The 13,505-nt window shown below is 38.2% G+C and carries 11 protein-coding genes; 9 read left to right on the top strand and 2 right to left on the bottom strand.

Annotated elements, in window-relative coordinates; genetic code table 11:
• Positions 1-62 precede the first annotated feature (62 nt).
• From ribD to ribE (RZN25_08360), 4 genes are read left to right on the top strand one after another with little or no spacing between them, the layout of a single operon-like run.
• Entirely contained in the window at positions 63-1,151 is a 1,089-nt protein-coding gene (ribD, locus tag RZN25_08345; protein ID MEQ6376826.1) for a bifunctional diaminohydroxyphosphoribosylaminopyrimidine deaminase/5-amino-6-(5-phosphoribosylamino)uracil reductase RibD, read from the top strand.
• A 3-nt stretch (positions 1,152-1,154) separates the two neighbouring features.
• Positions 1,155-1,802, top strand: a complete 648-nt coding sequence (gene ribE / locus RZN25_08350; protein ID MEQ6376827.1) for a riboflavin synthase — start codon at positions 1,155-1,157, stop codon at positions 1,800-1,802.
• 15 nt (positions 1,803-1,817) lie between these two features.
• The gene (locus RZN25_08355; protein ID MEQ6376828.1) at positions 1,818-3,011 is read left to right on the top strand and encodes a bifunctional 3,4-dihydroxy-2-butanone-4-phosphate synthase/GTP cyclohydrolase II; all 1,194 of its coding nucleotides are present in this window, start codon (positions 1,818-1,820) and stop codon (positions 3,009-3,011) included.
• A 14-nt stretch (positions 3,012-3,025) separates the two neighbouring features.
• Positions 3,026-3,496 carry a 6,7-dimethyl-8-ribityllumazine synthase gene (gene ribE / locus RZN25_08360; GenBank protein MEQ6376829.1) on the top strand — a complete coding sequence of 157 codons (471 nt, stop codon included), beginning with the start codon at positions 3,026-3,028 and terminating at the stop codon, positions 3,494-3,496.
• 526 nt (positions 3,497-4,022) lie between these two features.
• Here ribE (RZN25_08360) and RZN25_08365 read toward each other — a convergent pair.
• On the bottom strand, positions 4,023-4,760 hold the full coding sequence (locus RZN25_08365) for a helix-turn-helix transcriptional regulator (protein ID MEQ6376830.1): 738 nt from the start codon (positions 4,758-4,760) through the stop codon (positions 4,023-4,025).
• 125 nt (positions 4,761-4,885) lie between these two features.
• On the opposite strand from RZN25_08365, the gene RZN25_08370 reads away from it, so the two are divergent.
• The 4 genes from RZN25_08370 (at position 4,886) to RZN25_08385 (ending at position 11,161) form a co-directional block, all read left to right on the top strand.
• Entirely contained in the window at positions 4,886-6,187 is a 1,302-nt protein-coding gene (locus RZN25_08370) for an extracellular solute-binding protein (protein MEQ6376831.1), read from the top strand.
• Positions 6,188-6,760: 573 nt separating this feature from the next.
• A complete protein-coding gene (locus RZN25_08375) occupies positions 6,761-7,975 on the top strand; it encodes a sugar ABC transporter permease (GenBank protein ID MEQ6376832.1) in 1,215 nt (404 codons plus the stop codon).
• A 13-nt stretch (positions 7,976-7,988) separates the two neighbouring features.
• Positions 7,989-8,825, top strand: coding sequence for a carbohydrate ABC transporter permease (locus RZN25_08380; GenBank protein MEQ6376833.1), 837 nt, complete (start codon positions 7,989-7,991; stop codon positions 8,823-8,825).
• Positions 8,826-8,842: 17 nt separating this feature from the next.
• Positions 8,843-11,161, top strand: coding sequence for a glycosyl hydrolase family 65 protein (locus tag RZN25_08385; GenBank protein MEQ6376834.1), 2,319 nt, complete (start codon positions 8,843-8,845; stop codon positions 11,159-11,161).
• Between the two features lie 179 nt (positions 11,162-11,340).
• Here RZN25_08385 and RZN25_08390 read toward each other — a convergent pair whose 3' ends face one another.
• Positions 11,341-12,603 carry a helix-turn-helix domain-containing protein gene (locus RZN25_08390; protein MEQ6376835.1) on the bottom strand — a complete coding sequence of 421 codons (1,263 nt, stop codon included), beginning with the start codon at positions 12,601-12,603 and terminating at the stop codon, positions 11,341-11,343.
• 233 nt (positions 12,604-12,836) lie between these two features.
• Here RZN25_08390 and RZN25_08395 point away from each other — a divergent pair, with 233 nt between their 5' ends.
• A complete protein-coding gene (locus RZN25_08395; protein MEQ6376836.1) occupies positions 12,837-12,983 on the top strand; it encodes a hypothetical protein in 147 nt (48 codons plus the stop codon).
• Positions 12,984-13,505: the final 522 nt, after the last annotated feature.

A 13,505-nucleotide genomic window follows, 5' to 3' on the forward strand; every position in this document is an offset into this window, starting at 1 on the left:
CGGATAATCAACTAATGATTATCCTCCTACTCGATTACATAATTCTTAAGAGGAGGGATATGGTGACGAATGAAACTTATATGAGCCTTGCACTAACCATGGCAAAAGAAACCCTTGGCCAAACATCCCCCAACCCTGTTGTTGGATGTGTTGTTGTCCGTGATGGGGAAATCGTCGGAATGGGTGCTCATTTGAAAGCTGGGGAAGGGCATGCTGAGGTACAAGCTATTCGTATGGCAGGAGAAAAGACTGAAGGTTCAACCGTTTATGTTACATTGGAGCCTTGTAGTCATTATGGAAAAACACCTCCATGCGCTGAATTATTAATCCATTCAAGGGTTTCTAAAGTTGTGGTTGCGACCACTGATCCCAATCCTACAGTTGCTGGTCGTGGTATTCAGATGTTAAGGGATGCAGGAATTGAAGTAGAGGTAGGTTGTTTAGAAGAAGAAGCTAAAGAATTAAATCGATTCTTCTTCCATTACATGACTAAAAAAACTCCCTATGTCACGATAAAGACTGCCATGAGTTTTGACGGAAAAATTGCTACTCATACAGGGGAAAGCAAATGGATAACGAGTGAGGAATCAAGAAGAGATGTCCATATAGAACGTCACAAACACGATGCCATTTTAGTCGGGGTAAATACCGTAAATAAAGATAATCCTAGTCTCACAACTCGATTACCTGCAGGAGGGAAAAATCCTATTCGGGTGGTGTTGGATACCAATCTTCGGATTTCTCCAAATTCGAGTATGCTCCATGATGGAAAATCGCCACTATGGATTATTACTGGTAAAACAGCTTATCAAAATAGGGATTCATTAAGGGCGGGGAACCATGTTGAAATTTTATCGGTGGGAAATGATGAAATCTCTATTTATGAAGTCATTCAAATACTAGGGGAAAGAAAGGTTACTTCTCTTTATGTGGAAGGCGGGGGAACAATTAATGATTCTTTTATTAGATCGGGCTTATTTGAGGAGATTCATACTTATATAGCGCCTAAGCTTATAGGTGGTAAAAGTGCACCAACTCCTATTGGGGGGATTGGGTTTAACAGTTTAGCTGATGCACCATTGTTAGAGATCATATCTCATGAAATGGTAGGATCTGATTTTAAATTGGTTGCTCGTAAAAAGGAGGAATAGTATTTGTTTACAGGAATTGTTGAGGAAATGGGAATTGTCCAAGGGATACAGAAAAAGCAGGAGGCCTTAGAGTTAATCATTCAAGGAAAGAAAGTTCTGGAAGATGCTGACTTAGGAGATAGCATTGCCGTGAATGGTGTCTGTTTGACTGTTACTAAAATCCATCAATCTTCTCTCTCTTTTGATGTTATGCCGGAAACCTTTCGAGCAACAAATCTCCATGAATTAGGGTCCAATTCCCCAGTCAATTTAGAACGATCTATGGGAGCAAATGGTAGGTTCGGTGGGCACTTTGTTACTGGACATGTCGATGGAATTGGAACTATTTTGGATAAACGAGCTGAACAGAATGCGATCTACTATGACATCGCCGTACCTAGTGATATTTTGCCTTATATCATGTTCAAAGGTTCTATTGCCATTGATGGCACTAGTTTAACAGTCTTTGGAGTTAATGATGAAAAAATAACGATCTCTTTAATTCCGCATACTGTTTCATATACCGTTTTAGGCAAAAAAGGGAAAGGGGATCATGTAAATCTAGAAGGCGATATGTTGGGGAAATATGTTTCTCACTTCATAGGAAATGGAAAAGGGAAAGAGAAAAACAAAGACATTTCTCTGGACTTTTTACAGGAGCACGGTTTTTAAAAAGGAGGGAAAAAGATGTTTAATACTATTAAAGAAGCTATTGAAGATTTGAAAGCCGGTAAAATTGTTATCGTTTGTGATGATGAGGATCGTGAAAATGAAGGTGATTTCCTTGTCCTTGGGGAAAAAGCCACTCCAGAAACCATTAATTTTATGATTACTCACGGAAAAGGATTAGTTTGCATTCCGTTAATTCAAGAACGTGCCGAACGTTTACAGCTTTTTCCTATGGTGGACCATAATACAGATTCACATTCAACTGCTTTTACGGTAAGCATTGACCATAAAAATACAACAACAGGTATATCAGCTGCTGAAAGATCTAAAACAGTTTTAGAGTTACTTAATCCAAAAGCTACCCCAAATGACTTTAAACGTCCGGGCCATATTTTTCCTCTTGTTGCCAAACCAGGTGGAGTCCTTCGTCGTGCTGGGCATACAGAGGCAGCAGTTGATCTAGCCAAATTATGCGGTGCGGAGCCTGTTGGTGTGATTTGCGAGATTATAAAGGAAGACGGAACGATGGCTCGAGTTCCCGATCTAAAAAAAATAGCTGATGAATTTGAGTTAAAAATGATTACCATTGCAGACTTGATTAAGTATCGAAATCAAGAAGATAAACTTGTGAATAGAGAAGTGGAAATTAAGCTTCCGACTGCTTATGGGAACTTTAAAGCCATAGCCTATACAAATGAAGTAGATAATAAAGAACATGTGGCTTTGGTCAAAGGAGACCTTAAACCTGGAGAACCAACCCTTGTGCGCGTTCATTCTGAATGTTTAACCGGAGATGTTTTTGGTTCACATCGATGTGACTGTGGACCGCAGCTACATGCTGCTTTGGAGCAAATTGAGAAAAATGGAAACGGCATCGTTCTCTATATGAGACAAGAGGGTCGAGGAATTGGACTAATCAATAAAATGCATGCTTATAAACTACAGGAACAAGGCTATGACACAGTGGAGGCAAATGAACAGCTAGGATTTGCACCAGACCTTAGAGATTATGGAATTGGGGCACAAATCTTAAAAGATCTTGGAGTAACTCGATTGCGATTACTAACGAATAACCCTCGGAAAATTTCGGGTCTAAGTGGATATGGATTAGAAGTCGTGGAACGTATCCCGCTTGAAACAGGGAAACATAAGGAAAATGAACGATATTTAAAAATTAAACGTGAAAAAATGGGGCATTTATTTGACTCATAAGGAGGAAGAAAAAAATGGGTAGAATTTATGAAGGACATTTAGTAGGTACAGGTTTAAAAGTAGGGATTGTTATTGGAAGATTTAATGAGTTTATCACAAGCAAGCTATACGGGGGGGCAATGGATGCGTTAAAACGCCATGGAGTGGATGAAAACAATGTGGATGTTGCATGGGTCCCTGGAGCATTTGAACTTCCACTCATTGCTAAAAAGATGGCGGAATCAAAAAAATATGATGCGGTAATTGCGTTAGGAACGGTCATTCGAGGATCCACTCCTCATTTTGATTATGTATGTAATGAAGCTGCAAAGGGAATTGCCCAAGTAGGTTTACAAAGCGGGGTTCCAACTATCTTTGGAGTCTTGACAACAGAAACGATTGAGCAAGCCATTGAAAGAGCTGGAACAAAGGCTGGGAATAAAGGCTGGGAAGCTGCAGTTTCTGCCATTGAAATGGCAAATCTCACACGACAATTTAATGATTAAGTAGAATTTAGGCCTTTTCTCTTAGGGAAAAGGTCTTTTAATAGTATCAATTTTTAAATGCGGTTCCCCATTTTGAAGTATAAAATCTTTCTAGCTTCAGCGAAAAGGCTCCATCGAGCAATCTTCGTAGTTTTTGTTCCGAGTAATCGCAGGGAGGAAAGCCACTTCGCAGAAACAAGTGCGTTTCTTTAACGGATAAGCCAAGTTGAGTTAGGGTCATGATGGCTGCGCAAAAGAATAGAGATTTGAACATAAAACTTATGTAGTGAGCGTAAATGTAGAGAAGTGAGCATGCCCGTTAAAAAACCACGCCTAAAACTTTAATTTCTGAGCATACCTTCCTTTATTTCAACGCGTAAGAAGATAAAGTTGATCCTAAACCACACTATATGAGCTTAAAGCATATTATTTGAGCATTAAAGCCACCCAATCATTTGTTCAATAGGGGGTTGTGTTGGTGAGAACCGTCCCTATCAACAAAAAAATAGGAATAATCCAACTAATTTCTCTCATACTACAAGAGTGGCTATTCTAAGTGATACTGTCTAAATTCTTTTGGGGTGATGCCCATATATTCTTTAAATTGTGCTGTGTAGTAGCTTTGGTTACAAAATTGAAAAAGGGTTGCAATTTCTGAAATAGAAGAGGTGGTATGTAATAAAAAATTTCGAGATTCTTCAACTCTTCTTTTATTAATAAACTGAACAACACTTAATCCTACTTCTTTTTTAAAAAGATGGGATAAGTAACTGGGACTTACATAACAATTAGATGCAATCATAGGGAGCGAAAGCTTCTGTAAGATATGTTGATTTATAAACGTAATAGCATGGTTCACAATAGTAGGATAGGGCAGTTTTTCTTCATCATGGAGTGTTTGAATAAAATGGGTAAGCATGATGTATTCTAAGTTTGATAACTCCCTGGCATCCTCTAGTCTCTCTATCTCTAAAATATAGGCATCACTTAGATTAAAGGCTGTTTCTGGTTCAACGCCCCCTTCAATGATCGCTCGAGTAAACAGGGTGCAAGAACAAACGAGTGAATTTTTTAAAGAGCGGGTTGTGTTATGGGCTAAGGAAGGACGTTGATCCTTATTAATACTACTTAAAATTTTTATTGCTCCCTCCCTATCACCTAAAGTGATGGATTGAATGAGCTTTTTTTCGAGTAGATAGGAGGGGTGTAAGTATTCATTTTGCTGATTTTTCATTCGGATCATAAGAAATTGATCTGTCATTTTTTTAAGAGTAGGGTCAGTCATTTTATCACCTGCTTGCATAAAATTTTGTCAAAAATCTAAAGATTTTAGTATCATTGTAAGCGATTACTCAATAAAATCAAAGACGTAATCCAAAAAAAATAAAAAAAATTTAGGAGGTCAATTTTATGAAAAAATGGCTTTTGAGTTTGATTGTATTGTCATTTACTGCACTATTAATTGCAGGATGTAACGGCAATGACGAAGAGAATAATGCTGCCAACAACACGAATGATACAACGAACAATACAGAGAATGATGGAGAAGGAAACAACGCAGGTGATACGGAAGAAAAGACAAAGATTGTTTTTGCTGCTCAGAACGATAATACTCCAGCAACTCAAGCAGCAATCGATGCTTTTAATGAGAGTCAAGACAAGTACGAGGTTACTTGGACTGAGATGACCAATGACTCTGCACAAATGCACGACCAACTATTAACGTCTCTATCTGCTGGATCTGATGAATACGACGTTCTTTCTTTAGATGTTGTATGGGCTGGTGAATTTGCAGGTGGCGGATACTTAGAGCCGATTGACATGATGATGGAGGATTCTGACTATAGCATTGAAGATTTTAACTCTGGTTCCATGACTTCTGGTAACTATAAAGGGATTCAATATACCCTACCTTTCTTCCCTGACTTAGGTTTACTATATTATCGCAGTGATATAGTAAGTGAAGAAGATGCAGCTACATTAGAATCTGGTGATTATACCTACGAAGACTTGGCTGCAATGTCAGGAAAATATAATGGTGAACAAGGAACTCAATACGGAATTGTTTATCAATCTAAGCAATATGAAGGTTTAACAGTAAACTTGGCTGAGTTTACTGGCCAGTTTGAAAATGTAGAAGGTGGATTGCAAACAATGTATGACTTTACAACAGCAGATTGGACACCACAAGATATTCTTAACTATGACGAAGGTGCAACACACACTGCTTTTGAAAATGGAAATGCTGTTTTCCAACGCAATTGGCCATATGCTTATGGACGTGTAATGAACCCTGAAGAAAGCGAATCTCAAGTAACTGCTGAACAAGTTGGTGTTGCTCCACTTCCAAATGGCGGAGCTGTTGGTGGATGGTTACTTGGTATCAACAATAATTCTGCTAATGTAGAAGGAGCTTGGGAATTCATTAAATTCTTAGCTGGACCTGAAGGTCAAAAGATTATGTCTACAGAAGGTGGATATTTACCTGGATATAATGCACTTCTTGACGACGAAGAAGTTCTTGCATCCAATGATCTATTAAGCTTTGAAGGCTTCCAAAACGCTCTTCAAAGCACAATTGCTCGTCCGGTTACAGCTGAATACTCAGAGGTATCTGATGATATTCAAGTAGCTGCACATAAATACCTAAGCTCTGGTGAAGGTTTAGACGAAGCTGTTCAAGTTATTGAAGACGCATTAGCTACAGAGTAAAACGGGTAAGGGGGGCTCTAGCGATAGGGCCCTTTTTTTGACAGATAGGAAAGTATAAAACTTGTCTAGCTCCAGCGCCCTATCGACTAGAGACGTTTCCCTCCTCTCCATCGATAAGTCAACATCGATGAAGGAGGTTCGGTTAAAAACGCGACATCCAATTACTCGACCCACCGAAAACATTTGTCGCAACACCGAACTGACTCGCAGGATGCGAGCCCTCGTGAACCGTGTTTCCTTTATCTCAGAGGATCGTAGGCTAAAACCGCCACAAGCCTACGTGACCCACATCCTGTGGGCCTCACCGCCTTACGTCGATGTTCGAGGGCGCTTGCGCTTTTCTTACAAGATACAAAAGTATAAACCTTTCCTATCTGCATAAATTAAGGCATCTACTATAAAAGGTTGGTTTCTAAATACTATCAAAATTTATAACCTTAGTCGGTCGATAGTATTAGAAAAACTTAGAATATAAGGGTTTCTAAAACGCATTCAAGAATCCTTGTAACGATAAGCTGAGTTTTTCTAATAACTAATCTGTTCCGTTAATCATTTTGAAAGGAGGATGGATGTATGAAAAAAATGGGCTTTAAAGAATTTCTATTTATTGTTCCTGTATTATTATTAATTGGGATTTTTTCGGTTTGGCCAGTTATTCAGTCCTTCACATATACATTTTTTGATTACCGATTGAATGATCAAACGCGTGCGGGGCTTTATTTAAATGAACGATTTGAAGCTGATTTATATAATGAACGTTCCTTTTACATCCAGAGGTTTATAAAAGCGGATTTAGAGAATATTACAGATGAAAGTGATAAAGAGGCGGCACTGGAAGTGATCTCTTCCCTACAAGCGTTGGATGAACGTTTTAAGGATGAGGAGGGCGTATTGAAAATTGAGCAAGAGGAAGCAGATCAAGTAAAAAACACATACTTATTAGCCTCTAAAACCATTGCTGACCTCAATCAGAAATATGAACTTCAGCAAGGAGAGAATTTACCTGAGCTTATTGAAGACATTAATGCCAGTTTGATTCAATCGAATTTTATTGGATTGGATGGCTATAAAAAAGCCTTATCAGATGAACGGCTCTTAACGGCAACCGTAAATACAGTCATTTTTACAGTTGTTTCAGTATTCTTTGAGTTAATACTTGGTCTTGGTATGGCGATGATTATGAACCAATCGATACGTGGGCAAGGGTTTATTCGGGTATCTTCGTTAATTCCGTGGGCGATTCCAACAGCAGTAGCTGCACTCATGTGGAACTACTTATATGATGGCAATGCTGGTGTAGTAGCAGAGATGTTTGCCAATTTGGGACTCATTGATAATCCACAGGATCTTTTGCTGACGGCACCTGGAGCTATGACAGCAAGTATCTTGGCTGATGTGTGGAAAACAACTCCATATATGGCTATTTTGCTTCTCGCGGGTCTACAAACCATTCCTGGTTCACTATACGAAGCTGGATCTATAGACGGGGCAACAAAATGGCAGCAGTTTATTAAAATTACATTACCTTTACTTAAGCCTTCTATGTTGGTCGCGCTCCTGTTCCGAACTCTGGATGCCTTCCGAGTGTTCGACCTCATCTACGTATTAACAGGTGGAGGGCCAGGTGGAGCAACGGAAACTTTATCTATCTATTCCTATAAGACGATGTTTAGTCAAACAAACTTCGGTTATGGGTCTGTCGTTGTTATGATAATGTTCGTTTGCGTAGCGATTATCTCGATTATTTATGTGAGGGTTCTCGGTGCTAATCTGATGGAGAAAAATTAAAGGAGGGATTACGATGGCAGATTCAAAGAAAAAAAATACAAAATGGACTTTTTGGGCTTTGTTGGTCTTTTATTTAGTTGTTGTTGTATTTCCTTTTTTATGGATCCTCGTGACCTCCTTTAAGAGTACAGGAGAGATCTATGGAAACAACGCTTTTGGAGTAATTCCAGATAACCCAACAATGGATCACTATTATAGTGTAGTTATGGAAAAGGGGATTCTACGTGCTATCTTAAATAGCTTGGTTGTTGCAACAACAACTACGATCTATATTATAGCAGTGGCAACTTTTGCCTCCTATGCTATTTCACGCTTTCATTTTAAAGGGAAAAACATATTATTAGGGCTAATTCTTGCGGTTTCCATGTTTCCGCAAATGATTATTATTGCTCCAGTTTATAACATGTTTTTAGAGCTAGGTTGGACAAACAGCTATTTCATTGTCTTACCATACTCTACAATTACATTGCCAATGGCAGTTTGGATCTTAGTAACACACTTCAATCAAATTCCTATTGCTTTGGAGGAATCAGCAAAAATTGATGGGGCAAGTCCTATCCAAACTTTATTTCGAATCGTATTTCCTTTGGCAGCACCCGGAGTGTTTACTACAGCGATCATTGTGTTTATTAGTGCTTGGAATGAGTTTGTTCTTTCTATCACCTTAAATTCAAACTCAGAGTTCCATACGGTTCCTGTAGCAATCTCTTTCTTACGTACCCAGTTTGAGATACTTTGGGGACAGGTCTCAGCAGCAACGATTATTGTTACCATACCAACTTTAATTATAGTTCTCTTGTTCCAGCGTCAAATTATTTCTGGATTGACATCAGGTGGAGTTAAAGAATAACCTAGGAGGGTCAGGGCATGACATGGCATGTTTCAAGCAAATCATTAATGGACACCCAATTACTAACAGAAGAAAGCCTATACTTCCTTGGAAACGGATATTTAGGTATTAGAGGAAATTTTGAAGAAACATATGGTCCCTCTTATGATTCAATTAGAGGGACCTATATCAATGCTTTTCACGATATCATAGACATTCCATACGGGGAAAAATTAAAAGCTTTTCCGGATACCCAGCAAAAAATGCTAAACGTTATCGATGCGCAGACCATTCAGTTTTATTTTGGGAACGAAAAAGAGCTCTATACGATTACAGATGGAGAAATCATAAGCTATGAAAGAAAGTTGCAAATGGACCAAGCGATTAGTGAGAGAATGGTTCATTGGAAATCTCCAGAAGGTAAAGAAGTAGAATTTCATTTTGAACGATTAGTATCTTTTATTCATCGGGAATTATTTGTCATTAAAGTAACAGTGACTCCCTTGAATTTTGATGGAGAGATAACTATTGTTTCCACCGTAAATGGAAATGTAACAAACTATACAAACCCTAATGACCCAAGAGTAGGAGCTGGACATGCCAAAAGGCTTCATACTATCGACGGGGGTGTATATTCTAATAAAGGGTATATCGTTGCAGAGGCTGAGGTTTCTAAGCTAAGAACTGCTTGTGTTGCTCATCATCGCTTTTCAATCCCCGATATTCAGGAAAAAATGAAACATGAAGCTGGAGAAGTTTCTTTTACCTATAAAATGGAAGGAAAGAAAGGACAAGCCATCCAATTTACAAAGTGGAATGTATACACAGACACTCTTCGTCATGGGGAACAATTACTTGAGCGAGCACAACAAATCACTAATAATCTTGAAGATGTTTCATATGAAGAGTTAAAATCAGCCCAAAAAACATACATGAATGGTTTTTGGGAGAGAAGCGATGTAGAAATAAAAGGAGATACAGATCTTCAAAAAGGAATTCGCTTTAATCTGTTTCATCTTCTCCAATCTGCTGGCCGAGATAAATATTCAAATATTGCTGCAAAAGGTCTATCAGGGGAAGGTTATGAAGGTCATTACTTTTGGGACACAGAGATCTATATGTTCCCAGTCTTTCTCATGACAAATCCTGATTTAGCCAGACAGCTTCTTATCTATCGTTATTCCATTTTAGATGGTGCCAGAAAACGAGCAAAGGAGATGGGGCATAATCAAGGAGCTCTATTCCCGTGGAGAACGATCAATGGAGACGAATGCTCCTCCTTTTTTCCAGCAGGTTCAGCACAGTATCATATAAGTGCGGATATAGCCTATAGTTACATTCAATACTTTCAAGCCACTCACGATGAAGAGTTTATGAAAGACTTTGGTACAGAGCTTTTAATAGAAACAGCAAGATTGTGGATAGATGTAGGTCATTTTCGTAGAGATGGACGCTTTGCCATCGAGGATGTGACCGGTCCGGATGAATATACCTGTATCGTAAACAACAATTATTATACGAATGCAATGGCGAAACATAATTTAAAATGGGCTGCTAAGCTATTTCATTTGATGAAAAAATGGGATCCTAAAAAATCCGAAGAGCTGTCACGTCGACTTGATGTAAAAGAAAATGAGGTTTCTGAGTGGGAGAGGGCTTCTGAACAGATGTATTTAGGGCATGATGAGGAACTGAAAATTAACCCACAAGATGATACATTCTTAGAAAAAGAACAATGGGATTTGGAGAATACACCAAAGGAGCATTTCCCACTATTGCTTCATTATCACCCACTTACATTGTATCGTTATCAAGTCTGTAAGCAGGCCGATACAGTACTTGCTCATTTTTTACTTGAAGATGAACAAGAACTTGAAACTATAGAAAACAGCTATGACTATTATGAAAAGATAACAACACATGATTCTTCCTTATCTTCGTGTGTTTTCAGTATTATGGCTTCTAAGTTGAGGAAGAAGGAGAAGGCCTATCATTATTTTTCTGAAACATCTTTAATGGATTTGGAAAACACCCACGGCAACACAAAGGATGGTTTGCATATGGCAAACATGGGTGGAACATGGATGGCCATTGTGTTCGGGTTTGCTGGTTTGCGTATTAAAGAGGATGGTCTCCATCTGGCTCCATGGATTCCAGAATCTTGGGCAGGATATAGCTTCCATATTCAGTACAAATTCCAAAATATCCATGTACAGGTAGAGTCAAAGAATCTAACCTTCACTCTCTTGGAAGGAGCCGAAGTTCCAATGCATGTCTACGATGAGAGCTGTATTATCAAGCCGCAACAACCACTCTCTATCCCGGTAAAAGAAAAGCATAGTAAAAAGCGTCGATGATCGTATCGACGCTTTTTCTGAGAAAAAAATGGGCCAGTATGTATGAATTTGCGCGTTCATGCGGAAAATACCCCAGTATTAAATTAATTTTAATGCTGGGGCGAGAGGAGTGTAAAATAATGTAGTTTCTTAATGGATGAGCATAACTCTGCTTTTTGTTTCCTAATCAAGTTCGTGGGTTAAAAATGTAGAAGTTTTGATAGAGCTTGGGAAGAAAGTTTATAATATCGACTTGAATCTCGGTATTTTCTTCTTTTTTCAAGTTCTTTAGCCAGAAGCAGACTGTAGTTACTTACATGTTCATGAAGCTGATACCTTTGAAAAAAAGGAATGGTCTTCATGGTTACATAGAGTTTAAATTCTTGAAAGTCTCCCGAGCTTAATTTTTGATAGGTTGTAAAATGATGAATGTAATCTTGAAGTCGGGAGGGATCATCAATTAAAGAAAAACCTTTATCCACCCATTTTTTAACATCATCCCATTGATTAGACTTCGTAAGCTCTTGAACCAACTGCAAAACAGTATTCAGACTATAACGGCTGCCTGATACATCTTCGTATCCATTTAACAAGAATTTTAATGCTTTTTCTGAATCTCCCTTTGTTGTATAAAACTTCCCTCTATAAAAGGAGATGCTTTTTAGTAGTGAACGCAATCCAAGTACATTGGCTGCTTTTTCAGATAAGGAAAATGATGCTTCTGCCTTTTCTAAATCACCGCTTCGTAGATAACAGACTCCTAAGATAAACTGGCATTCTGCAGTTCGCTTATAGTTCATATCCTCGTAATATAATTCAAGTGCCAGATTGACATATTCAAAGGTTTTGTTGACCTTATATACATTGAGATAGCTCCTCGCCATATGGAAACATAGGTCAGCTTTTTCCCAGTGTTCGATTTGTCCTCCTTTAGAAATGACTTCTGCAGTTTCGAAATATTGAGTCGAACGATGGAAGTCGCCATAACTATAATAAAAGATCCCGTTAAATTTATGATAGAAATAAAGAGAAACTTCATTAAAGATATCTTTTAAATTTTCTAATTCTTCCTTCAGTTCATTAGCTTTTATATAGTTTTCCTTTGTTAAATAATAGTGAAACTCATAGAGAATAAATAGGTTATGAAGGAAAGGGTCAAAAACGTCACTCATCACTTCTTTCAATTCCAAATGAGAATCTTCGCTTGTGCTGTTGAAATTAATAATATTTTGCTTATACCACGAATTCAAACGCTCTTTTGCTTCCTCAGACCTATCATGAATATTAATCGAAACATGTAAACGCTCCATGAGAAGGGATAGAATTTCTTCACTAGGAACGGTTTGGCCATTTTCTATTTTGCTGTAATAGGAAACAGAACAAATTCCCTCGCACACCTCCTCTTGACTTATTCCTTTTTTTAACCGATGAAATTTTAAAAAGATGTGGATAGGCGGATTCAAGTGCACCGCTCCTTTCTATGTAAGGAGTTGAAGAAAGTATGTACAAGAACCCCTCTAAAAAAGGGGGTTCCAATCAAAATATTTCCCAATAAAAACTTAGCTCAAATTCTGTATACTATTAATATACAAGAAAAAACTACAAAATACCTTAAGAAATTACATTTTATCTTGAATAAATGCGCAAATAAAATATTTAAATGTAGAAAAATGTAGAAATTTAGGAGGGCTCTACCGTGACATACGAAGAATTAATTCTAGAATTTGAGCAGAAATTGAATCGAAACCTATTTGACGGGGAAAAAGAGTTTGTGAGCTGGTTGTTCGAAGAGATCCAAAAGGAATGTTACTGGTTCAGAAAGAAGGAAAAGTTCTTATTTTAACTGCAATGCAATTATAAAGATTATATAAATAAGATTAGGGAGCATCTGCTTAATGTGCCTTTCCATAAAGGACATTTAGGCAGGTGCTCTTTTTTTTACAAGATAAAGTATAAAATTTGTTAGCTCCAGAGAAAAAGCTTCCTCGGGTAATCTTGGCCACGAGTAAGGAAAGCTACAATGAACTATTTCGCACGAAGAAAAAGCTTGCTGGTTTCGAGGATGTAGGTCACGTCGGCGTTGTCACACGATGTGACGGTTTTAGCCGACGATCCTGGAAATTCAAGTGCTAACATTCCCGTTTTAAGTGACTCTTTTCTCGGGCATAGATTATCTTGAGTGCTACCAATAGTGTTAAATCTGCACTCCATAGTGACGAAAAAATCGTGTTTAAGTGACGATTTTTTTTGCAGACAGTTAACTTATGTGCTATCCGAGCCTCTTGGGTGACAAGACCAAACTCGATTGTCATGGGGATAGGGGGTGGGAGGTATTATAAGTTTTGGGTTTTGGGGCAGTCGCTCA

Source organism: Bacillaceae bacterium S4-13-56 (genome assembly GCA_040191315.1).
Lineage (GTDB): Bacteria > Bacillota > Bacilli > Bacillales > JAWJLM01 > JAWJLM01.

Excerpts from the sequence above, each read along its gene's own strand:
- ribE (MEQ6376829.1), top strand. The coding sequence starts at position 3,026 with ATGGGTAGAATTTATGAAGGACATTTAGTAGGTACAGGTTTAAAAGTA.
- RZN25_08355 (MEQ6376828.1), top strand. The coding sequence starts at position 1,818 with ATGTTTAATACTATTAAAGAAGCTATTGAAGATTTGAAAGCCGGTAAA.
- RZN25_08375 (MEQ6376832.1), top strand. The coding sequence starts at position 6,761 with ATGAAAAAAATGGGCTTTAAAGAATTTCTATTTATTGTTCCTGTATTA.
- RZN25_08365 (MEQ6376830.1), bottom strand. The coding sequence starts at position 4,760 with ATGACTGACCCTACTCTTAAAAAAATGACAGATCAATTTCTTATGATC.
- RZN25_08380 (MEQ6376833.1), top strand. The coding sequence starts at position 7,989 with ATGGCAGATTCAAAGAAAAAAAATACAAAATGGACTTTTTGGGCTTTG.
- RZN25_08385 (MEQ6376834.1), top strand. The coding sequence starts at position 8,843 with ATGACATGGCATGTTTCAAGCAAATCATTAATGGACACCCAATTACTA.
- RZN25_08370 (MEQ6376831.1), top strand. The coding sequence starts at position 4,886 with ATGAAAAAATGGCTTTTGAGTTTGATTGTATTGTCATTTACTGCACTA.